Annotated in this window: 18 protein-coding genes; 7 read left to right on the top strand and 11 right to left on the bottom strand. The window is 47.7% G+C overall.

Features of this window, described 5'->3' with window-relative positions:
• Positions 1 to 244 precede the first annotated feature (244 nt).
• Complete coding sequence (gene nadC / locus NG833_RS11945; RefSeq protein WP_254565513.1) at positions 245 to 1117, top strand: carboxylating nicotinate-nucleotide diphosphorylase; 873 nt, start codon at positions 245 to 247, stop codon at positions 1115 to 1117.
• 200 nt (positions 1118 to 1317) lie between these two features.
• Here nadC and NG833_RS11940 read toward each other — a convergent pair whose 3' ends face one another.
• The 4 genes from NG833_RS11940 to NG833_RS11925 form a co-directional block, all read right to left on the bottom strand.
• Entirely contained in the window at positions 1318 to 3573 is a 2256-nt protein-coding gene (locus tag NG833_RS11940) for a PhoX family phosphatase (protein ID WP_254565512.1), read from the bottom strand.
• On the bottom strand, positions 3570 to 4253 hold the full coding sequence (phoU, locus tag NG833_RS11935; protein ID WP_015148120.1) for a phosphate signaling complex protein PhoU: 684 nt from the start codon (positions 4251 to 4253) through the stop codon (positions 3570 to 3572). The genes NG833_RS11940 and phoU overlap by 4 nt, the downstream gene beginning before the upstream one ends.
• A gap of 106 nt (positions 4254 to 4359) precedes the next feature.
• A complete protein-coding gene (locus tag NG833_RS11930; protein WP_254565511.1) occupies positions 4360 to 5706 on the bottom strand; it encodes a cell wall metabolism sensor histidine kinase WalK in 1347 nt (448 codons plus the stop codon).
• Positions 5707 to 5910: 204 nt separating this feature from the next.
• Positions 5911 to 6663: a response regulator transcription factor gene (locus NG833_RS11925; RefSeq protein ID WP_254565510.1), complete on the bottom strand. Its 753-nt coding sequence runs from the start codon at positions 6661 to 6663 to the stop codon at positions 5911 to 5913.
• Between the two features lie 233 nt (positions 6664 to 6896).
• Here NG833_RS11925 and NG833_RS11920 point away from each other — a divergent pair, with 233 nt between their 5' ends.
• On the top strand, positions 6897 to 7643 hold the full coding sequence (locus NG833_RS11920) for a creatininase family protein (protein WP_254565509.1): 747 nt from the start codon (positions 6897 to 6899) through the stop codon (positions 7641 to 7643).
• On the opposite strand, the gene NG833_RS11915 is transcribed toward NG833_RS11920, so the two are convergent.
• Together NG833_RS11915 and radA are read right to left on the bottom strand one after the other, a co-directional pair.
• Positions 7644 to 9719 (bottom strand): WD40 repeat domain-containing protein, encoded by a 2076-nt coding sequence (locus NG833_RS11915; RefSeq protein WP_254565508.1) that lies wholly within the window; start codon positions 9717 to 9719, stop codon positions 7644 to 7646.
• 41 nt (positions 9720 to 9760) lie between these two features.
• Positions 9761 to 11596, bottom strand: coding sequence for a DNA repair protein RadA (gene radA / locus NG833_RS11910; RefSeq protein WP_254565507.1), 1836 nt, complete (start codon positions 11594 to 11596; stop codon positions 9761 to 9763).
• A gap of 164 nt (positions 11597 to 11760) precedes the next feature.
• Between radA and rpaB the strand changes: the two genes are divergently transcribed.
• From rpaB to NG833_RS11895, 3 genes are all read left to right on the top strand, one after another.
• Positions 11761 to 12489: a response regulator transcription factor RpaB gene (rpaB, locus tag NG833_RS11905; RefSeq protein ID WP_254565506.1), complete on the top strand. Its 729-nt coding sequence runs from the start codon at positions 11761 to 11763 to the stop codon at positions 12487 to 12489.
• 94 nt (positions 12490 to 12583) lie between these two features.
• Positions 12584 to 13237 carry a cofactor assembly of complex C subunit B gene (locus tag NG833_RS11900; protein ID WP_254565505.1) on the top strand — a complete coding sequence of 218 codons (654 nt, stop codon included), beginning with the start codon at positions 12584 to 12586 and terminating at the stop codon, positions 13235 to 13237.
• Between the two features lie 59 nt (positions 13238 to 13296).
• A complete protein-coding gene (locus NG833_RS11895; RefSeq protein WP_254565504.1) occupies positions 13297 to 13815 on the top strand; it encodes a DUF456 domain-containing protein in 519 nt (172 codons plus the stop codon).
• Positions 13816 to 13879: 64 nt separating this feature from the next.
• Here NG833_RS11895 and NG833_RS11890 read toward each other — a convergent pair whose 3' ends face one another.
• The 5 genes from NG833_RS11890 to rfbB all read right to left on the bottom strand — a co-directional run bounded on the left by NG833_RS11890 (position 13880) and on the right by rfbB (position 18734).
• The gene (locus NG833_RS11890; RefSeq protein ID WP_254565503.1) at positions 13880 to 14602 is read right to left on the bottom strand and encodes an HpsJ family protein; all 723 of its coding nucleotides are present in this window, start codon (positions 14600 to 14602) and stop codon (positions 13880 to 13882) included.
• Positions 14603 to 14640: 38 nt separating this feature from the next.
• Positions 14641 to 15309 (bottom strand): cyanoexosortase A system-associated protein, encoded by a 669-nt coding sequence (locus tag NG833_RS11885; RefSeq protein ID WP_254565502.1) that lies wholly within the window; start codon positions 15307 to 15309, stop codon positions 14641 to 14643.
• A gap of 2 nt (positions 15310 to 15311) precedes the next feature.
• Positions 15312 to 16151, bottom strand: a complete 840-nt coding sequence (crtA, locus tag NG833_RS11880; protein WP_254565501.1) for a cyanoexosortase A — start codon at positions 16149 to 16151, stop codon at positions 15312 to 15314.
• Positions 16152 to 16342: 191 nt separating this feature from the next.
• On the bottom strand, positions 16343 to 17068 hold the full coding sequence (locus tag NG833_RS11875; RefSeq protein WP_254565500.1) for a DUF4114 domain-containing protein: 726 nt from the start codon (positions 17066 to 17068) through the stop codon (positions 16343 to 16345).
• A gap of 556 nt (positions 17069 to 17624) precedes the next feature.
• A complete protein-coding gene (gene rfbB / locus NG833_RS11870) occupies positions 17625 to 18734 on the bottom strand; it encodes a dTDP-glucose 4,6-dehydratase (RefSeq protein WP_254565499.1) in 1110 nt (369 codons plus the stop codon).
• Between the two features lie 237 nt (positions 18735 to 18971).
• Here rfbB and NG833_RS11865 point away from each other — a divergent pair, with 237 nt between their 5' ends.
• Both NG833_RS11865 and NG833_RS11860 read left to right on the top strand, forming a co-directional pair.
• On the top strand, positions 18972 to 20825 hold the full coding sequence (locus NG833_RS11865; RefSeq protein ID WP_254565498.1) for a CapA family protein: 1854 nt from the start codon (positions 18972 to 18974) through the stop codon (positions 20823 to 20825).
• A 203-nt stretch (positions 20826 to 21028) separates the two neighbouring features.
• A complete protein-coding gene (locus tag NG833_RS11860) occupies positions 21029 to 21928 on the top strand; it encodes an alpha/beta fold hydrolase (protein ID WP_254565497.1) in 900 nt (299 codons plus the stop codon).
• Positions 21929 to 22067: the final 139 nt, after the last annotated feature.

Here is a 22067-nt window from a genome sequence, read left to right as displayed (position 1 = left end):
TCTCTTGACGAGACCAGGTTTCTATTGGCTTTCAAACTCTTTAATTGTCTTGGTTCAGGCGCGACTCGGTTCGTTGCCTTTCCTCACCGCGCTTTACTACTTTAACTAACCCACTAGGGTTTGTCAAGCGTTTTTGAGGAAAATTTTTGACTTTTTTTGAAAAAAGTCTGAAAGCCATACAGGGAAGGAGTTTAAAGTGACAAAAAATTTGGTATTTCCTCATACAGGAAAGGATAAGGGGGCGATCGCAGTTAATTCTCAAGCTGCGTTGCCCCCTTGGATTGTGTTGGACCCTCTCTTCCAGGGATGGTTATTAGAGGATATTGGTCGTGGCGATCGCACCACCAGCGCTATCTATATAGAAGGAGTTCCCCCAGGAAGGGCGGAATGGATTGTCAAAGAACCGGGTGCCGTAGCGGGATTACCCTTCGCCCGTCGCATCTTTAGTCTTTTAGACTCTGATGTTGAGTTCACTCCCCAGATTGCGGAAGGGGAGTATTGCCAACCCGGACAGGTGGTCGCTCAAATCACCGGCCCGGTGAATGCCCTCCTCACTGGAGAACGAGTGGCCCTCAATCTGGGGATGCGTTTGAGCGGGATTGCCACCCTGACTCGGAAGTATGTGGAAAAAATTGCCGATTTGCCGGTGCAACTGGTGGATACGCGCAAAACCACACCGGGACTGAGACTCTTAGAAAAATATGCGACTCAAGTCGGGGGGGCTAGAAACCACCGTATGGGATTGGATGATGCGGTCATGATTAAGGACAACCATATTGTGGCGGCAGGAGGAATTGGAGAGGCGATCGCCCGAGTTCGGTCCCAAATTCCCTATCCCTTAACCATAGAAGTGGAAACCGAAACCATAAAGGATGTGAAAGAAGCTCTGGAGCATGGAGCCGACATTATTATGTTGGACAACATGACGGTTGAGCGGATGAGGGAAGCGGTTCCCCTAATTCGTCAGCATAACGACCGGATCTCCATTGAAGCCTCTGGCAACATCACCCTCGAAACAATCCGTGCCGTTGGGGAAACCGGAGTAGACTACATCTCCACCAGCGCCCCGATTACTCGGTCCACCTGGTTGGACTTGAGTATGAAAATTAGAGGGTAATACCGAATCCGGTTGTCAAAGGTCTGTAAAAACCCGCAGGCTGTAGCCCGGAGGCTATACGGACAAAGCCCGCCTGCGCGGGCTGAAGAGTAAAAACGACTTTTGAACTCCGGATTTGGTATAAAACGAAAACAGGCGCTTCAAGCGCCTGTTTTAACATGAGCGGGACTGAAATTTGTCCCTCCATCTTTCTTCCTTATTTATATAGAAGTCATCCTTGGAGGAATCGCCTGAGAATCGAGACGGCGAATGGCGACAACCGCTGGGATTGGCGGGTCATTGGGTCCTTTGTCAGGCCAGTTGGAACCCACCGGGACCTGACGAGTTTGGATAAATTCCTCTCCCTCTATAGTCAGCATGGCGAACTCCCGGGTTTCCGTGGCCCGATTCATCCGGATTCCATGAGTTTCACCGGGATGCTGCACCGCTAAAAATAGAGTGCGTTCGTCCGGGGTTAAAAATGGCCCGGTTGTTTCGCACTCCATTGGGCCCAACCCGAATAAATAGGCTTTGCCAGCATCAGGTCCCGAGGTGGGAATGAACCAAATCGAATTATTGCCAAAGATGCCCATTTGCTGGGCAAGACCGATCGCCTGTCCCGAATCATCTACCCGAGAGGGAACCGCACGGTTGAGTCCCCCGGTACTAACATCCGTCACCATCCAGAGATTACTTCCGGAATCCACTAACAGATTATCTGGGTTGGCGAATCCTACTCCCCCTTGGGCGGATTCACCACCTAGAGCCACTTTTTCCCAAGTGAAGGTGAGGGAAGCGGGTTCGTTGCTGTCTTCCTGGAGACGGAAAATCCAGCCAAAAGGATAGGGAGTCTCGCCATTGGGTCCGGTAAAGATGCGGTTATCGGGGCCTCCTTCGCTTGCCGACCCTCCGGCAGTAAAGGCGATATAAAGGGAACCATCGGGAGCAATGATGGTATCTTCTGGACGGGCGGTGCAGGTGACGCCTGCTGCATTAGCCGCATAGTGAGCATCAATTAAAATCGCCCCTTGTTTTTCTTCGGGATTGCCTATATAGAGGTCATCAAGGGTTTTGAACTGTTGTTTAAAAGTCTGGATTTGTTCGTCCCGATCGCCTATAAAATAACCCCCTTGGCGTTGATTCCGCTGTCTTGCAGTAGTTGGCGGTTGCCGTTGGGGTAAAGAGATGACATTCCCCACCAACTGACTGGGGAGTTGGGGGTTGACTGCCGTTTCCGGAGTCAGAGGAATCCAAGTTCCAGTCCCATCGGGGTTGAACTTCGCCCCATAGAGTTGACCCTCGGTCAATAATTTAGAGTTAGCTTTATCTGTAGGATTGGTGACTACCCCTTGACTGACAAACTTATAAAGGTGACCCCCCTGGCGATCGCATCCCGAATAAAACGCCAAGGGTTTACCTGACTCCACCCGCACTCCCACCGCTTCATGGCGATAGCGTCCCAACCAAGTATGCTTGGTCCCATAGTCATTGGGGTCCGTGGGGTCAATTTCTACAATCCATCCATATTTATTCCCTGCTAACCCCAAGACATTCCCTTGTCCGTGGAGGCGATTAGCAGCCAAGTTAAACGGTAACTCCCCGGGGTCGAAAGAGGAGCCATCGGCATAGACGGGTTCCGACACCTGGGATTGGAAATTTTCTTCCGCACTCAATACCGTTCCCCAGGGGGTCGTCCCACCGGCACAATTGCCAAAGGTGCCAATGATGCGATCGCCCAATCCATCGCGATACCCCTGTACCTGCTGTTTCTGAAAAATCTTCACCGCAGGACCAGTGACTTTTAAATAGCGGCCATCTTTTAACCCAGAAATGCCGGAAATTCGACGATCTGCGAGAGAATTGGTCCTTTCCCATTGGCCTTCCGGGGTTTGTCGTAAGGAAATCACCCCGAGTCCCTGATCAATTAAGGCTTCTTCACAAATTTGTTGAATTTGGGCTTTAAGCGGGTTGTTGTCTGCCAGAGCAAAAGCATTAATCGTGGTGGGTGCTTCTCCTCTGGAAGCCTTAGACATTCCCGACTTAACCGCTTCTAGGGGTAAGGGTTTCTGAATGACTAACGGATAGGTTTGCATCCAGGTCCCGGCGCTGACATATTCAAAGTTAATGACTAGATAGCCTTCATTGGGGGATGTTTCAATGAAAGAGAGGTAATCATTGTTATAGCCAAAACGAGAATCGCCCACGGGGTCTCCCCATTGGGCGATCGCATCGTAAGTAAAGCCCTCGGGAAGAACTAGATCGTCGAGAACCTCATAGCTACTGTACTCGGCGATTTGTTGAGCCGGTGCAATGCCATCGGTGGGAACTGGCAAAGGACCTTTGAGGGGCTTAAAATTGAGACTCTTGGGTGATGACTGTAATCCGGGGAAATTGCAAGATTGCAGGGAACTGAGGGCGACAGTACCGGCAAATCCACTCAAAAACAGCAAGAATTCGCGACGTTTGATATTCATCATCGATGACCTGTGACGATATAGGAGACTCGCTGGCCAATATTGGTCGCATGATCCGCCATTCGTTCGAGGTGGCGAATCAGTAACGCCATTAATAACAGCGGTTCAACCACTCCTTTAATATCGCGCTGATTGGCTAAGATCTGGTAAAGGTTATGATAAGCATCATCTACAATCGAGTCGAGTTGCTTGATCCGTTGACCTACTTCGGCATCAAGATCGGCTAAGGCGACGAGACTGGTTGCCAGCATGGCTCTAGCTTGGTGGGACATTTCCTCAATTTCCGCCATACAGGGATGGGGGGGATAGGGAAAGAGTTGGACGGCAATTTCGGAGATATCCTGAGCATAGTCACCAATGCGTTCGAGGTCTCGCACGAGCTGCATAAAGGCCCCGAGTAAGCGGGAATCCATTGCGGCTGGGGCTTGCAAGGTCATGAGCATGACACATTCGGCTTCGATTTGCCGATAAAAGCGATCGATTTGTTTGTCGAGTAAGGGAATTGCTTCGGCAGCGGACAAATCTCGGGCAAATAAAGCTTGATGACTTAGACGGAAAGAATTTTCCACTAAGGCACCCATCCGCAAGATATCGCGCTCTAAGCGTTTTACTTTCCGCCTAAAATGAGTCAATCTAGAATTTTTACTATAGGACGAAGCAGAGAGTCCGGCTTGACTAGCCATTGGGTTTAAAAATAACGCTACAAATGGTTAATAATTTGACAAAACGGGTTCGGAAAACGGTATTAGGGGATACGTTTGACTGGATGGGAGTTGGGGACCCCGAATTTTAGGGTTGGGAATTGAGAATGGCCCGCTCGCAAGGGAGTCGCAGTTGCAACCAAGCTCCCCCGGTGTCAGGATGATTGCTGGCTTTAATGGTGCCTCCGTGGGCGGTGATGATTTGTTCGGCGATCGCTAAACCTAGACCTGAACCTGGACTGTTGGAATAGGTTTTCCCCGGGTTTTGAGTCGGATCAACAGAGGGTCTAGCGCGGGCTGGGTCCCCTCGGTAGAGGCGATCGAAGATATAAGGGATGTCCGACGGACTAAAGCCGGAGCCTGAATCGATCATATCAATTTGGACAATTTCTTGTTCCCCAGTTGGCTGGCTATTAGGGTTACCCTCGCCCACAATCTCAGTCCCAATGATGGCTTGAATTTTGCCCTGGGGTGAACTGTAGCGAATACTATTATCAAGGATATTCAAAAAGACGCGGTAGAGTTTGGACTCATCGGCTTCTATGAATACCTGTTCAGGTCCTGAATACTCAAAATTGATTTGTTTCGGACGGGCTAACGGTTCTAGGGTTTGCCAGACCGATTGAATCAAGGCAGAGATATCTACGGGTTTGATTACCAGTTTATCCCCTGGATCTACTTCCAAATGACTCAGTTCGAGCCAGTCTTGGACCAGTTTAATCAGCCGATTTGTTTCTCCTGATAATCGTTCGACTCGCTGACTCCAGGGAGGCTCTAAGCGACCTTGTAAGGCTTCAGCGACTAAGCTAATACTGGTGAGGGGAGTTTTTAGTTCATGGGCTAAATCATTCATCCAGCGATCGCGGTTTTGCGCCAGGGTGACTAAAGGTTGGCGATTTTCTAAAAATACCCCCACTTGTCCCTCCCCTAGGGGCCAACTATAGCCGCGTAAGGTGAGCGATCTCGTTTTGCCCATTTCTAACCCATTTTGACAAGCGGGATGAAACACCCACTCTCGCATCTGCGGTTTTTGCTGTTGTCGAGTATTGTCAATTAGCTGATCCAATTCGTAGGACCGCACGAATTTCAGTAATAAACGCGGGTAACTCGGTTCCCACTTCTGAATCTGGAGGATCTCCTGCGCTTGGGAATTGCAACAGACTAATTGGTTTTCTTCATCGACTTGGAGATACCCGACGGGAGCAACTTGTAATAATTGCCGTCCCTCTTCTACTTGAGCTTCTAGCTCTTGTCGCTCTTGTTTCATCCAAGCGATCGCTCGGCGCAATCGAGACATCATTGGCATATATAAGCCAAAGGAATCGACTGTCTGCCCCCCCAACCATTGCCGTAACTGCTGGCGCATCCAAAACTGCTGGCACAGCCAAAATCCAATTCCCACAGCTAGGCCCAGGAAAAATGCGACGATAGCCATTTCGCTTCCTCAATATAGAGTGCTTTGGCGTTAAGAGTGAATGATTTGGGATCAACTTAGGCGATCGGAACCTCTCCCTAAATCCCTCTCCTCAAAGGAGAGGGACTTTGAAAATATTTTTCACGCTTTTCGTCTCATGATATAAGCAATTGAGGGATGGTTGCTAGAGGTATCCCCAGGAGGTGGTTTAACCGATCGCCGCTTTTAGCCTAACCGATAACCAAATCCCCGGACGGTAATGATGTACTCCGGTTGGGAGGGGTCCCGCTCTAATTTTTCGCGCAACCACCGGATATGCACATCAACGGTTTTGCTATCTCCGACAAAATCCGGACCCCAGACGCGATCGAGTAACTGATCCCGGGACCACACCCGACGGGGATAGCTCATAAACAGCTCAATCAGCCGAAATTCTTTTGGAGATAAATTCACCTCTTCCGTGGAAACCATCACCCGACATTCCTGGGGATATAAGGTAATCTCTCCAAATCGCAAGACTTGCGGATCCATTAACCCATTTAGGCGTTGACGCCGGAATAAAGCCCGACATCGCGCAATAAACTCCCTCATGCTAAAGGGCTTGGTCAAGTAGTCATCCGCCCCTACTTCTAACCCTAATACCCGGTCTGTTTCGCTCCCTTTGGCACTCAAAATCAAAATCGGCACAGGGTTCCCTTGTTGACGGAGGAGGCGACACAAATCCAGCCCGTTGACTTGGGGGAGCATGATATCTAAAACAATTAAGTCAAAGGGAAAATCCGTTGAGACAGGTTCGGCTCGATACAAACTGTTCAAGGCGCTTTGCCCATCTGCGGCAATGCTGACTTCGTAACCTTCTTCCTCTAAGGCTAAAACCAGCATTTCCCGAATTAGGTCTTCATCTTCTACAACTAAGATTCGATGATTTTTGCTGAATTCTGCCCTAGGAAGGGTTTTGGTTGCTTCCACAGAAAACATGATTAATGATTGTTGTGATTAATATCATTTACATTGTTACAACAAAACGGCCATGAAATGTGTTTCGGTCAGGGTATCCAAATTTATCGATTGCAGGTTACCTAGGCGATCGCCAATTTTTCCTCCGGCTATTTAATCCTAAAAATGGTAAAATATCCAGGCTTGATGGGAACTTCGGTTTAAATCCCGAGAATCCATTTAACACGCACTTTTATCACTTTACCCAGCACCCCATGTTATTGCACTTAAGTACCTGGCCTGAAGTCGAAGCGTATCTCAAGGATCACAGGGGAATCATTCTGCCGATTGGTTCGACGGAACAACATGGCCCTACGGGATTAATTGGTACCGATGCGATTTGTGCGGAGGCGATCGCCCGAGGGGTTGGGGAAGCCACCCAGGCTGTCGTAGGGCCAACTATTAATGTAGGCATGGCATTGCATCACACCGCTTTTCCCGGCACAATCAGCCTCCGTCCCAGCACTTTAATTCTGGTGATTCAAGACTATCTCACCAGTTTAGCTCAGGCGGGATTTACCAAATTTTTCTTTATTAATGGTCATGGCGGAAATATTGCCACCCTGAAAGCAGCATTTTCGGAAACCTATCATACCATCGGGGGTTTAAACCTCCCCAATGGCGACTCTATCCAGTGCCAAATCGCGAATTGGTTTACTTGCAGTTCGGTTTATAAACTCGCGAAAGAATTATATGGGAATCAAGAAGGCTCCCATGCTACTCCCAGCGAAGTTGCGCTCACCCAGTATGTTTATCCTGAATCGATTAAAACCGCTCCTTTATCCAAACAGGTAGCTTCCGGTTATCCGATTTATGGTGCGGTAGATTTTCGCCGCAAATATCCCGATGGCAGAATGGGGTCTAATCCAGATTTAGCCACGCCTGAACATGGGAAGCAATTGTATGATTTAGCGGTTCAAGAGTTAACTCGGTCTTATTTAGAGTTTGTCAAGGCCGAATGATTAATAAAAAGGTCGCCAAATCTTCACGGTTTTATCATGAGATCCACTCGCTAGGAAATGACCATCAGAACTGAAGGCAACAGCATTGACGGAATCAAAATGGCCGGTGAGGGTATTAATCAATTCGCCAGTTTCTAAGTGCCAGAGTTTAATAGTTTTATCATGAGATCCGCTGGCTAATACAGGCGATCGCGGGCTAATGGCTACGCAAAGCACTTCGGCGGTATGACTCCGTAAGGTCCTGGTAGGGGCGGCTCTTGTCCCGCCTTCAGAAGGACTTCCCTGGATTTGCCAAAGTTTAATGGTTTCATCCCGACTGGCACTGGCTAAAATGTGACTGTTGGGACTTAAAGCAACGGAAGTCACGGGGGAATTTCCAATCAAGGTCCGGGCCAATTGTTGGGTTTCTAACTGCCAAATTTTAATGGTTTTGTCGGTGCTTCCACTGACTAAAAGCTGACCATCGGGACTAAAGGTGACTGAATAAATAAAACTAGAATGTCCGATGAGGGTGCCGAGTAATTCTCCCGTAGAAACCCGCCAAAGCTTGATAGTTTGGTCTCCGCTACCGGAGGCGAGAATTTCTCCGTTGGGACTAAAGGCAACGGAATAAATGGGGACCGAATGGCCCGTTAAAATATGTAGCCGCCGATTAGTGGGGAGATGCCAGAGTCGAACTTTGGAATCGGCACAACCTGTGGCTAAAAACTGGCGATCGGGACTAATCGCCACGGAATAAATTGAGGCAGAATTATCCGTGATGCTATTGGGTAATCCCTGGGATTGTTCTAAATTTTTCAATTGCCAAATATTGATGCTTTTATCCCAACTCCCACTGACTACCAAATAAGGCGATCGCCGTTCCGGGTCACTATTTTGCTGACCGAATGCCACAGATACCACAGAGTCAGAATGACCGATCAGCGTATTGACACATCGCCAAATTGGGCGCATTTCATTTAGACTCGACTCTCCACGGGGAACCGGGAGTCCCGTCAGCACCACCGATGCTACAGGTCCCCCTTTTCTTTCAGAATTATAACGGCTCTGGGAAAAATTAGGGGGATTTGTTAGTTCTTCTTCTAGTCTACCTTGTTTAGAGGAAGAGTCTTCAATTTCCTGACTATTTTCTAACAGTTCTAAAACTTTTTCGATTTTAGGGTCGGTCAGAAAAATCCGTTGATTATTGGTTGTTGAAACATCTTCTATTAGCCTGGACAAACCTGAATCGTTATGGTCTATTTTTTGCAGTTCTTGATAGAGGGCTTCCGTATCAAAATCAATAATTTGAATAAAACTCAAATAATTCTGAGGATATTTTAATATTTTTTTAATTTGATGAATAACCTTTCTAATATCTTCAATCGTTGAAATCATGTCCCATTGAAAGGCTGCAAAATTTTCAGTTTCATCTTTTAAAAAATCTACAATTATTTTATTTTTTTGTAGGGTCTCAGACAAAATTAAACTAACACAAGGTAACCAATCAGAACGAAAATTATTCCTAATGGTTTCCGGTAAAGCATCAATATAAAGTTCAGCTTCAATCTGTTTTTTTAAGTCCTGAAGTTGCTGACTACGAGTCCGGATATCCAACCTAGAAATTTCTTCTGCACTCCCACAAAGCATTGAACTCTGGGTAATATTTTTTATCCAACATTTGCTTTCATGAGTACCAAATGCCTCTTGCCGTAAAGCCGTTACCCGCCGTTTTAGCCATGCTTGAATTTGGCTTGACTCTGAGCCTTTGATGGGAACAGTAGGGGAAAACAAGTCAGTTGGTTGAAATTTAGAGGGGTGAAGGGCTACAATAATCCCCTTAATCAGCGCTTCGATGAATACTAGCCGCACGCGAGAATTTTGGGGGAGAAATGTCGCATTCCGCCAAATGATAAATAAATGGCTTAATTGAGCAAGGGAAAGCTGGCCTAAAATTCCAAAGTTTAAAGCACCAGTAATTTGACCTCCAAATAAAGAGGTTCCCCAGATTAAGGCGCTTAGTTCGTCTAGCACGGATTTGTTGCTATTACTCAAGGTGTTGCCATCCAAGTCATTCACGGTGTCGTTCAATCGCATCGATCCTTTACTCCCAAAGCTATTCTGGGCAACCTATTGCATTAAAAAACGGGATTTTCCGAATCAAAGTCATCATCAAACTCATCGTCAAACTCATTTACAAAGTTGTCAACGTTGGTCTCACCCGGCAGGGGGGTGTTAGATTCCTCGGAACTGGGCGTTTCAGCAAAGGCTTGATTCGCTGGACCCGGAATGGCTTCAATGATAGCGTCCAGCACTTTAGAGACAGAAATCACCTCCAATCCTAGGTCCGGAGGATTTTGGCCGTGGGGAACGATCGCCCGTTTAAATCCCAGTTTCGCCGCTTCTCGCAGGCGCAATTCTAATTGAGACACCGGACGAACTTGACCCCCCAGACCAACTTCTCCAATAATCACCGTATGCGGATCGACAATGCGATCGCGAAAAGACGCCACCACGGCGATCGCCACCCCCAAATCCGCCGCCGGTTCGCTGACATTCAAGCCCCCCACGGAACTAACATAAGTATCCAACTTCGACAGGGGGACCCCCACTCGTTTTTCTAAAACCGCTAAAATTTGCACCAATCGATTACTATCTATCCCCGTAGTCGCTCGACGCGGGGACCCAAAACTGGCGGGACTCACTAATGCCTGCAACTCCACCACAATCGGACGAGTGCCTTCACAAGCCACAATCGTAGAAGAACCCGAGGAAAAATCATCCCGACTGCCGAGAAACAGTTCAGACGGGTTAGCCACTTCTTTGAGTCCATTCGCCACCATCTCAAAGACCCCAATTTCATGGGTGGCACCAAATCGATTTTTCATGGAACGTAACAGACGGTGACTGGCAAAGCGATCGCCTTCAAAAAACAGTACCGTATCCACTAAATGTTCCAAAACCCTCGGTCCCGCAATCCCACCCTCTTTCGTGACGTGACCCACAATAAATAAAGTAATATTCTCTCGCTTGGCAACCTGCATCAGCGCCGAAGTACATTCTCGAACCTGTGCAACGGATCCCGGTGCGGAAGTCAGAGAGGGAAAGTAAATCGTCTGAATACTGTCAATCACCGCTAAATAGGGTTTCAGAGATTCCAATTCCCGCAGTATTTCTTCTAAGTCTGTTTCCGGCAATAAATAAAACCGGGGTTCTTCGTTGGATTGAGTTGTTGCCGGTTGTTTTACCGGCTCCGGTGGGGTTTCTAGAGTCGCTTGGGTTTCCTCTAGTTGCTCCATCTCCTCTGGCTGATGCGTCAGTTGATTGTCATTTTCCCGTAAGGGTTGTGTTACTAAGTCAGGTCCAAAAGGATTTTCGGGTAAAGCAGGCGAGAGGGTGAACCGTTCCTCCTCGTTGCCATTGAATTCTTCTATCTCGACCGTCTCATCGGCAATCTCAGGGAGTTCGGATGGGGTCTCCTCCTCCAGCACTCCATTGTCCACTCCGCTGATTAAGCGCTGAGCACGCAATTTGACTTGCAGTCCAGACTCCTCCCCTGAAACATAAAGGATCCGATGGTCTAGAGCCAGATTACTCGCCACTTGCAGCAGCAGAGTAGATTTGCCAATTCCGGGTTCCCCACCAATCAAGACCAAGGAACCCGGGACAATCCCACCTCCAAGGACCCGATCCATCTCTCCATATCCCGAAGAACACCGAGCAATGCTCTGTTCGGCAATCTGAGATAATTTAAACGACGATCGCGGCTGTCCCTCGGATTTGTTTTGATCTCCCCCCCCCTCCCGCATCCAGGAATTTCCACTTAAACTAGGCCGGGAAGGGTTGCTAGAAGTGGCGGGAATCACTTGCTCGGTAAGAGACCCGTAAGTATCGCAGGCGGGACACTTGCCAAACCATTGGGGAAATTCGGCTCCGCACTCGTCACAAATATATTGAGTTCGCTGCTTAGGCATTCGTTATTGATATTGACCCTGAGTAATGAGTGGAGGCAAAAAATGCACTGGATGTATTAGCCGGGAGCCGTCAGATTACTCTGCTGGCTAAGAGCAAGACAATCCAAATGGTACAGTATTAAAAATTAAAGATTAGATAAGACGCTTAAGGAGCCTTGAGTATCTTGGAAAACCATAAGGAAAAAATACTCGTAGTCGATGACGAAGCTAGTATTCGTCGAATTCTGGAAACACGGCTTTCCATGATTGGCTACGATGTGGTCACAGCGGCAGATGGGGAAGAAGCACTAGAAACCTTTCGGACGGAGAATCCAGACCTAGTGGTACTGGACGTGATGATGCCGAAGCTAGATGGCTATGGCGTCTGTCAAGAGTTGAGAAAGGAATCTGATGTCCCTATCATCATGCTAACAGCCCTGGGAGATGTGGCCGATCGCATCACCGGATTGGAGTTGGGGGCTGATGATTATGTGGTCAAGCCGTTTTCACCCAAGGAACTTGAAGCCCGGATCCGTTCGGTACTACGGCGAGTTGAGAAAACGGGTGCTTCTGGCATTCCCAGCTCGGGCGTCATTCATGTGGCGAATATCAGAATAGACACGAATAAACGCCAGGTTTATAAGGGAGACGAGCGGATTCGTCTGACGGGGATGGAGTTTAGCTTGTTGGAACTGTTGGTCAGCAAGTCAGGGGATCCGTTTTCGCGATCGGAAATTTTGCAAGAGGTGTGGGGATACACGCCGGAGCGCCATGTGGATACTCGGGTGGTGGATGTACATATTTCTCGTTTAAGGGCCAAGCTAGAGGATGATCCGAGCAATCCGGAACTGATTTTGACAGCGAGGGGAACAGGTTATCTGTTCCAACGGATTATTGAGGCAGAGGAGGCGTAAGCAGTTGAGGATTGAGAATTTAGATTTTGAGTTCTAAATTCTCAAGAGTTTTTCTGGCGCTGTTCCCAATCTCTGATGGGATGATTGTTTGAGTATGGCTAAACCGGATGAGAATGTAGTATTGCGGCGCTTACCCCTGGTTGCGGGTGGATTGGGCGGGGTGCTTTTTTTTGCCAATCGGGTGTTAAGTGTTGAAGTGACGAATTCCCAAGCGCGATCGGATGTCTTGGGGGTGATTTTAAGTGCGTTGTTAATTTTAACGGGGTTACTTTGGCAACAGGTGCAACCGAGAGCGCCGGAATCGGTGGAGTTAATTGGGGAAGAGGGGTTTGAACTGGCCCCGGATTTGCCGGAACGGAGCAAAACGGAGCTGGCATGGGCGTCCCTGATGTTGCTGACGAATACGGTAACGCGATCGCTGGTGGTGTGGTATGACGGGCGAGTTTTGCTGCGTCGGGGAATTTTAGGGCCTTCAAGGGAGGTGAAACCTGGGGCGATCGTGCAACGGGCGATCGCCCAGCAGAAGCCGGTTTATTTGGTGGCGCTGAAGTTATATCCGGGACGGATTGAGTTTGATTATTTACCGGAGAATACCCAGGGGGTGATTTGTCAACCTTTGGGCAGTCGGGGGGTGCTGATTTTGGGGGCGAATGCGCCGCGTAGTTACACGAAACAAGATGAACGGTGGATTGAGGGGATTGCTGAGAAAATAGCCGAGAATTTGAGTCATTATTTAGAGAGTGACTAAAATATGGCTCACGAATTACCGTTCAAAATAGTTTTGCACCCGCATTCATTTAAGAGCTTATGATCATTTTGTATTGGGTATTGGTTGCCGTGATGATTTTGGGGGTCATCGGCGCTGTGGTGCCGGGGGTTCCCGGGTCGAGTTTAATTTTGGGATCGATTATCATCTGGGCGATCGCCCAGGGTTTTGGGACCGTGGGTTGGGCATTAGGGGTGGCGATCGCTGTTTTAATACTCAGTGTGACCATCGACTTATTAGCCACCTATTTCGGGGCAAAACGAGGCGGGGCCAGCAAGTGGGGACAAATCGGGGCGATCGTGGGCTTTTTCGTGGGCTTTTTAGGGCTACTCCCCGCTTTACCATTTGGCGGCCCTTTACTTGGCATTTTTATCGGTCCTCTGTTAGGCGCAATCATCGGAGAATACCTCTACCGACGAGATCTCCAAATTGCGCTTAAAGCGGGGATTGCCGTAGTCGTCAGTTCCGTCATCGGCAATCTGATTCAAGGAATCCTCGCTCTAGCCGTCGTCATCTTCTTTGTGGTCACCACTTGGCCGCCACCGGGTTTAGGCTTATAACAACAAATCATCCAAGGGACTGGAAACTTTCAATTCTCCAGTCCCTTCTCCCTGATTCCCAGGTTTACCTTGCCCAACCCGTTCCCCGCCAAATCATAAAAAATAAGACACTGGCAACCAACGCCCCCAGATTCCACTTCACCGAATTTTTGAGTAAAGTCTGGCGCTGATTTTGGAGCTGTTGTATCGATTGAACCTGCACTCGTTGTTTTGCCTGGGGAATATTAGTAAGAATGTCAGATCTAAGCTGTTCCGTATTTTGTCCATCCACGGGTAACCCCAAGCGATTCAGTTCCAGTGCCAAAGTTTGCAGTTGTTCCGGAGTTCCCGTTTGGACTTGCTCCTCAATTTGTTGTAATAGAGATAGCTCTTGTTGAGCCTGAGCGTTAATTTGATTCGTGGTGTTAGTATTAATCCGCCCCGTATTGATAACACCTAACGGAATCATCAACAGAGATAGCACCGCCAGTAGTAGAGTGACCCAAGACAGCACTTTTAAAAGAACATCTTCTAATCTATTGCGGTTATAGTCTTCCCCAAAAAAAACAAGTGCTAGGCCCAATAAGGGGACAGGCACTCGCTCAACCAATCCTCCCATTGTTTGTAATTCCCAGCCAGGATTCATGAAATCGGGGGCAATAAAAAGCTGGATCGTATCAAATAAGGCTAATACTAATAAGCCATAGCCAATCAGCCGAAGCCGACCAATAGAGCGCAATTGATCCGCACTAAACCGCAACAGTTCATCAACGGAACGAGTCAGATCGAAACCTTCAGATTTAGTCATAAATTTTGCATCCCTGTCGAGAATAGGGGTAAAACAATTTAAGGGTCAGGAAAACGCGGTTGCCACCAAGCATACCAAGAAACCCAAGCTTTTTCCAAAACTGGATAGGCTTGCTCGGCAGTAGTATCCTCTAAGGGGATAGACAGAAGGGTCCAGAGGCAGCGAAAGTCGCGGAGTTCTTGTTGACCCAGCAACCAAGGGACCAACCGAGAAACCCGCAAATCATAAGTATTGCGGTTATTCCGGAATTGCTCTCCAGTGACGGTACTCCCCCCGTATGGGTTGATACAGGAACTGAGGTAGGCTCGATCAGACGTGGCTGTCAGACCATAGAACCCTATTCCTTCTTGATGATGTATGGTTAGTGGACCCGGAGATATCTTCTGATGACGGTACTGCTCTTCCATTCTTTGAACATTACCATTGGTCTTAATGACATAGCGCATCTCAATCTCAAGGAGTCGGTTATTTTGCTGATACGCATAGAGTCTGCCGGATATCAGGTTAGCCTCTTTGTTTTCTTCGAGGGGAACGCTCTCAAGTGGTTGCCAGGAGGCTAAGGGAAGATTTTCCGGGAAATCAAAGGGAGTTGCGGTGGCTTGAGTGGAGGTCGGATAGAGGAGGGATTTTCCTAAAGCTGCAAAGATGCTTCCGAAAGTCACAACTAACAAGAAAATCCTCAGCGGTTTCCAGTAAGAATTTGTCATGATTAATTGTCGATTTTTGGATGGACTGGATCATGTCTGAGGATAAATACCCAACAGAATCCTCCTAATAAAAGGACGCCCAGCATAGAAAAAATAAGAGAGCCATCCCCATAATGCCAATATTCAAAAGATTTGAGATCCGAATATGCCACTAAAAAAGCCATAAAGGCAACTCGGAGGCCATTGACAATAAAGCCCAGAATTATAGAAGCAAGTGGGAGGTAAATTTTTTGTTTCCAGGTTGTTGGAAACATAAATAAAAACAGAAGAGATAGACCTAGTAATTGAAGAATGGCACTATAGCCGGAACAACCCGAATAAACTTCAATACTGCCAGTGGGTAGATAAACATAAATTCCTTCCTGAGTCACGGGAAACCCTAGATACCATAAGACAAGCGCAGAAAATTTTGCAGTTACCGGCGAAATATTAAAAATTCGTAGCAGTAACCCGGTCGAAATCGACATAAAGCCTAAAATAAATAGTTCCTGCCAATATCGCTTGAGTCCTTTAATCCCTGAAGCCAGCAGAGCTAACCCGAATCCTGACATCACCGGAGAAAGTCGCAGAAAGATATCGTAGGTATTCAGGGTAGAACTTTTCGTAAGAACTAAGGCGATAATCAACAAGCCTAAAAGAGTCGAAATAGGGCCGCTTTGAAGGTGAAATGATCTATATCTTTCCCAAATTAGAAAGGCTGCCCCCCCCCAAAATAGAAGACTGGTACCTACGATATCTACGGGTGCATATCTCCAGGTCAACGTTATGTTGAGGGTCATTAATCCGAATCCGATTCCCAATAACCAATATTTGGGTTCTTGTAGCGTTTGTACAAAAGACATTTGAAAGTCACCACAAACTGTTAATAGGTTGAATATTCAAGCCAATACCTGATTAACCTGGCGATCGCCTTTCCAGATGGGTCTCTACCACTGAGAAAGTTGGCGAGTAAAAAGGCAGTTAGCGCGATTGCCAACTGCCTTATTATACTAAATTTCCGTCCATTGAGAGCATCTCAACCCTGGATAGGGGACTAGGCTTCAGTGGTGTGGCGTTTTCGAGAGCGACGGGCTGCGGCGAGTCCTGCTGCTCCTAAAGCTAATCCACCCATGGTCAAAGGCTCAGGAACCGCCTGAGCAGTAACCACGAAGTCATTGAAGTCATTGTCACCATTTCCCCACTTAATATCTTCAAACCCAATTGCTACAGGGCCATTAAAAGGGTTGGCGGACTGGAAGGAACTGGCTGCGTTGAAGGCTTGCCCTTCTGGTGCACCTGTGGACCCAAAAACAGCACGCTGCTTACCCATCAAGCCATTCAATATGTTGAATCGAGAGGTGCTGTAGACCGTTCCAGCATCTATGGTGCGGAGCGTTCCAGCCTCAGTACGGGTAAACGTGCTGACCAGTCCTAGGGTATAGACTCTCCCTGCTAGGAAAGTAAAGGTGTCGTTGACCTGTTGAACTGCATTACCTAATGTTGATTGGAATCCATTTCTAGGGCCGTTGTCAGAAGCCTTCAGTTCTTCAGACAACACACCATTAGTGGCCTCTTGCAATTGTCCATTGCTGAGCACTTCAAACACTTTCACCGTGGACTGAAAAGCATTGTTAGAGCTAGTGAAATTGAATCTAACTTGTTGGGTGGTATTAAAGCTGATACCGTCCGTCCCGAAGGTAAAGGCACTAGCGGGTTTAGCCATACCAAGCAAGCTCGTTAATGTAGCTGCGGTTACACTGATGGCTAGTAATTTGTTCATGTTCTGCACTCCCGTCTTTAGTATTTGTATGATTCCGACAACTCAGCTATATAGCAATTAAATGATCCTGAAAATTAGAGATACCCGATTTTCCCACAAGGATAGGGTCAAAACTTTACCAAACCTCAATTCCTGTCAAAAGTGAGTTATGATTGCTATATCTGTTTCTATAATGACCTACTTTCTGGCGATCGGCTAGAGTCTTTATGGAATCTTTACAATACTCTCTGGCCTGAGAAATTTAGGGTTTGATAGGGTTGCCCTTGTTAAATAATATACTCCCATCACCGGATACAAGCTGCGATCGCGCAGGCATGGTCTTAGCGATCTCGATCGCAAGCTCAAAATAGGCATTTCGGAGTTCACTGATTGGACAATAAAAAGTAGGTAAAAATCTCCGTACTTTTACGGAGATTTACTTACGAAATATTCAGAGTTGTACTGTCTGAAGGGTTTTTAAAATTGGATCTGATCGCCCTGATGTCGTGAAAACCCCCTGTAAAACTACGGAACTGATGAGGGCGATCGCCTAGACCCTCTTCAGAACCCTAACCCCTTAATTCCCATAAACCTGGCCATAATAGTCCTGATACTCCGGAGAAAGGAGAGGACGCCACCACTCTTGATGAGTCAAATACCATTGAACCGTTTGCCGTAAACCCTCTTCCACCGTCACCGTAGGAGTCCACCCTAACTCCGTCTTAATTTTCCTCGCATCGATCGCATAGCGGCGGTCATGGCCCGGTCTATCCTTGACAAAAGTCATCAAAGACTCGCAAGGACGCACCGGCAAATCGGGAGCCAACTCATCCATCAACTGACATAGCATCCTTACCAAGTCAATATTCTTGACCTCATTATTCCCGCCAATATTATAAGTTTCCCCCGGAGTTCCCTGGTGAATCACCACATCTAACCCCCGGCAGTGGTCCTCCACATACAACCAATCCCGAATATTTTGCCCATCCCCATACACAGGTAACGCTTTACCCAGTAGCATATTAATGCACATTAGGGGGATCAGCTTTTCGGGGAAATGGTAAGGGCCATAATTATTGGAGCAATTGGTAATCAGGGTGGGGAGACCGTAGGTGTGATAGTAGGCACGGGCTAAATGGTCACTTCCTGCTTTTGACGCAGAATAAGGACTATTGGGTGCATAAGGGGTCTGCTCGGTGAACCCTGGGTCCAGAGGACCCAGACTGCCATAGACTTCATCCGTGGACACATGGAGAAAAATCGGTCCCCGTTTTCCCGAACCAGGAACCGGCAAAGTTTGCCAGTGATTGCGAAAGGCTTCTAACAGGGTAAAACTACCAACCACATTGGTTTGAATGAATGCGGCAGGACCTAAAATAGAGCGGTCTACATGGGATTCGGCAGCAAAGTGGGCGACGGTATCGATCGCCTCCTCTTTGAGCAGAGTTTCCACCAAAGGGCGATCGCAAATATTCCCCTGAACAAACCGATAGTTCTCGTTGCCTTCAAGACTGGCTAAATTTTGGGGATTACCGGCATAGGTAAGGGCATCAAGGACCACCAGGCGATCGCCGGGGTAGCGCCGACACCAGTAATGAACGAAGTTAGCGCCAATAAACCCGGCACCGCCAGTCACTAATACTCGACGGGACTTTCGATCTTGAGGAGAGTTCAGACTAGAGGTCATGCAGATTAGCTTCTCTATTTCTTAGCAGACTTCTTCAAAAATACCCTGAAAATCGCCGAGAAGAGTGACCCGGTTCTTGTAATAGATCAGTATCGGTACAGCATTGGATACTTCAAGGGGTTTGAACACAGAGGTGGCACTTTGCGGAGCAATCGCCATCCCAATTAGAGGGCTTACCCTGTGTAACGTCTACCCCGAGCATGAAAAACTCTATTTATTGGTGTGAGGAAACGGATTGTGGACGCGCAAAATATCGTGAATTTAGCAAAGCAAGGGGATCCATCGGCGATCGCTGTCTTGCTGAATCAAGCATTACGAATCAGAAACATGACTGCCCAAGTGGTTCGTCACGACAATCGACTGCATATTCTCTTAGAAGCCGATCGCATCCCCGATCGCCAAGCCTATCTCGCCTACATTCAGGATGGACTCACTCGTCTCAATGTCCGTTCCATTCACTCCGTCCGGGTTTATGCCCGCCAAATTGGTCAAAAAGTTCCGGCATGGGATGAAGCCTTTGAGTTCGGCAAAGCCACCATTAGCCCCCTGACTTCTCCCTCGGCGGCACCGGAGAAACCGGCTTCAAAACCCGTCGCCACTCCAGAATCCTTACCGATTACGACAGACAAACCCCCCATCTCCCCGACTCCTTCCATCCCTTCCATCACTCCCGTAGAGGCATCGGCACAGACTCCCAGGGAGATTACCCACCCTGAGATTGGCGTCAGTTCAGCCGCCATCGCTCAGAGCGATCGCCCCCTAGAGGATCCCGTGATTTCCCAACCGGCGATCGCCCAGATAGACAACCCTCCACCCCGAAAGACAGTCCCATCTAAAACATCCCGGGCGATCGGGCATACCCTGAAAATTGTATTACCCACCCTGGGAATCCTCAGTCTTGTCCTCGGCACAGGTTGGGATTTCTTTAGAAACGGCGAAAAATTCCATCCCGCCGTTCTGTTATCCACCGCTTCCGAAACCCTCGCCACGGTCAAACTTCCTAACCCCCCTGAATTCCCCTCTTTTGCTGCCCGTCCCAACTCCCTCCAACCCTTACAAGCGGACAACATTCTCAGCAACTTCCAACAACTTTCTGAAATTGTTGAATCTTCCATTCCCAACCGGCCTATTACCATTAAAGCCGTGGGAGATATTATTCCGGGAGTTGACTTTCCCACGAATAAGCTTCACCCCCAGCCTGAGACACTTTTTCAGGGCGTTACCCCTTATTTACAAGGAGCAGATTTAGTTTTTGGTAACTTTGAAAGTACCTTAACCAATCATCCTTATTCAGCCAAAGATGTCAGTCGTCCTAATATTTTCGCATTTCGTACTCCCCCCAGTTATACCCGCCTATTAAAAGAAGCGGGTTTTAACGTTTTAAGTGTGGCAAATAATCATTCATTGGATTTTACAGACCAAGGCTTTGAAGATACCATCAAAAACATAGAAGCGGCTGGAATGGTTGCCGCCAGCCGGAAAGGGGAAATTGCTTATACCACGGTGAATGACATTCCCATCGCTTTTATTGGTTTTAGTACCTACTCCTATCACAACTCTATTCTGGATTTAGATACGGCAAAAGCGCTGGTTGAGGAAGCCCAGGAAAATGCCACTCTAGTTGTGATTTCCTTTCATGGTGGTGCAGAAGGAACCGGCGCTATTCATGTTAAAAACCGCACGGAAACCTTTTTTGGAGAAAATCGAGGAAATTTGGTGGAATTTTCTCGGGCGATGATTGATGCTGGGGCGGATTTAGTCTTAGGTCATGGTCCTCATGTTCCCCGGGCATTAGAGGTTTACAAGGGTAAATTAATTGCCTATTCTTTAGGCAATTTTATGGGATATCGCAGTTTTTCAACGGTAGCGGAATTGGGATATTCTTTGATTTTGGAAGCAGAAATGGATTTGGAAGGGAATTTTATAGGGGGTCAGGTTATTCCGATTCATTTGAATGGTCAAGGAATTCCTAGCTATGATTCTCAAAATCGCACGGTGAAGTTAATGCAAAGATTAACTAAAAGCGATTTTCCTGAAACTCCCCTGTCTATCGAAGCTGATGGAAAAATTGTGAAGGTAAATTCTCAGTAAAAAGGGAGCGTTAAACGGGAAGTAATGGCGAACGGGAAGGAGATGAAAATGAGGTGGGGCGAGGGTTTGAGATTCGGCAAAATCAGAGGATGCACCTCGCGAATGTAGGGACGGCAGAGCGTTTCACCCTTGCCAGTTATGCTTTACAATCTTTTACAATGAAGAAAGTTGTTTGTTTTTATGGCAAAAAATCGTATTAAGTGATGCAGGTAACCTCGTCAATCAACACTGAGCCGATACCGGGTGCATACTGGGAATGGGGCGATCGCCCTATTTATTATGTTCGTGCAGGCGATCGCCGTCCGGATAGACCCCCCCTGCTGCTAATTCATGGTTTTGGGGCCTCGACAGATCATTGGCGTAAAACGATCGCCGGGTTACAAACCGAGTTTGAAGTTTGGGCGATCGATTTGTTGGGTTTTGGGCGATCGGCTAAACCCAACTGCATTTATAGTGGAGAACTCTGGCGGGACCAATTACAAGATTTCATTCAAACCCATATCGGCAAACCCACGGTGGTTGTCGGCAACTCCCTGGGAGGATATGCGGCGTTATGTTTAGGTGCTCAATGTCCCGAATCCGTTGCCGGAGTGGTTTTGCTCAATAGTGCCGGTCCTTTTACAGAAACCGAACCTCGTCCGGAACCTCCCTTCTATCGGAAAGCGCTGAATACTGCGTTGAAAGCAGCGTTTCGGCAAAATTGGGTGAGCTTCCTGTTGTTCCAATGGACGCGCCGTCGTGCCACGATTCGGAAGACTTTGATGAAAGTTTATCTGGATCCTTCGGCAGTGACAGAGCAACTGGTGGAGGAAATTTATCGTCCCTCTTGCGATCGCGGTGCGGCACAGGTATTCGCCGCGATTTTTAAAACACCACCGGGTGAAAAAGTAGATATCTTGCTATCCCAACTGAAGGCTCCCCTGTTAACCCTGTGGGGAGAAGGAGATCCTTGGATGAAAATCCAGGAACGCAGCAATAAGTTTCGGCAATATTACCCCCAGGTTACGGAATATTTTCTCAAGGCAGGGCATTGTCCTCATGATGAGATTCCCGATCGCGTCAATGAATTAATTCGCGATTGGGTTCTGTCTCAGGTGCGGTAATCAGGGAACTCCAAAAAATAAAACCTTCAAAAAACCCGCAGGCTCAAGCCTGGGGCTACACGGACAAAGCGGTGCCTGCGCGGGCTAAAAGAGCCTTGTTAGGTGCGATCGCATCAAAGCAAGGATGATTTATTTGTTG

This window comes from Oscillatoria sp. HE19RPO (assembly GCF_024220515.1).
GTDB lineage: Bacteria > Cyanobacteriota > Cyanobacteriia > Cyanobacteriales > Laspinemataceae > Laspinema.
This window is presented reverse-complemented; position numbering and strand designations above follow the sequence as displayed.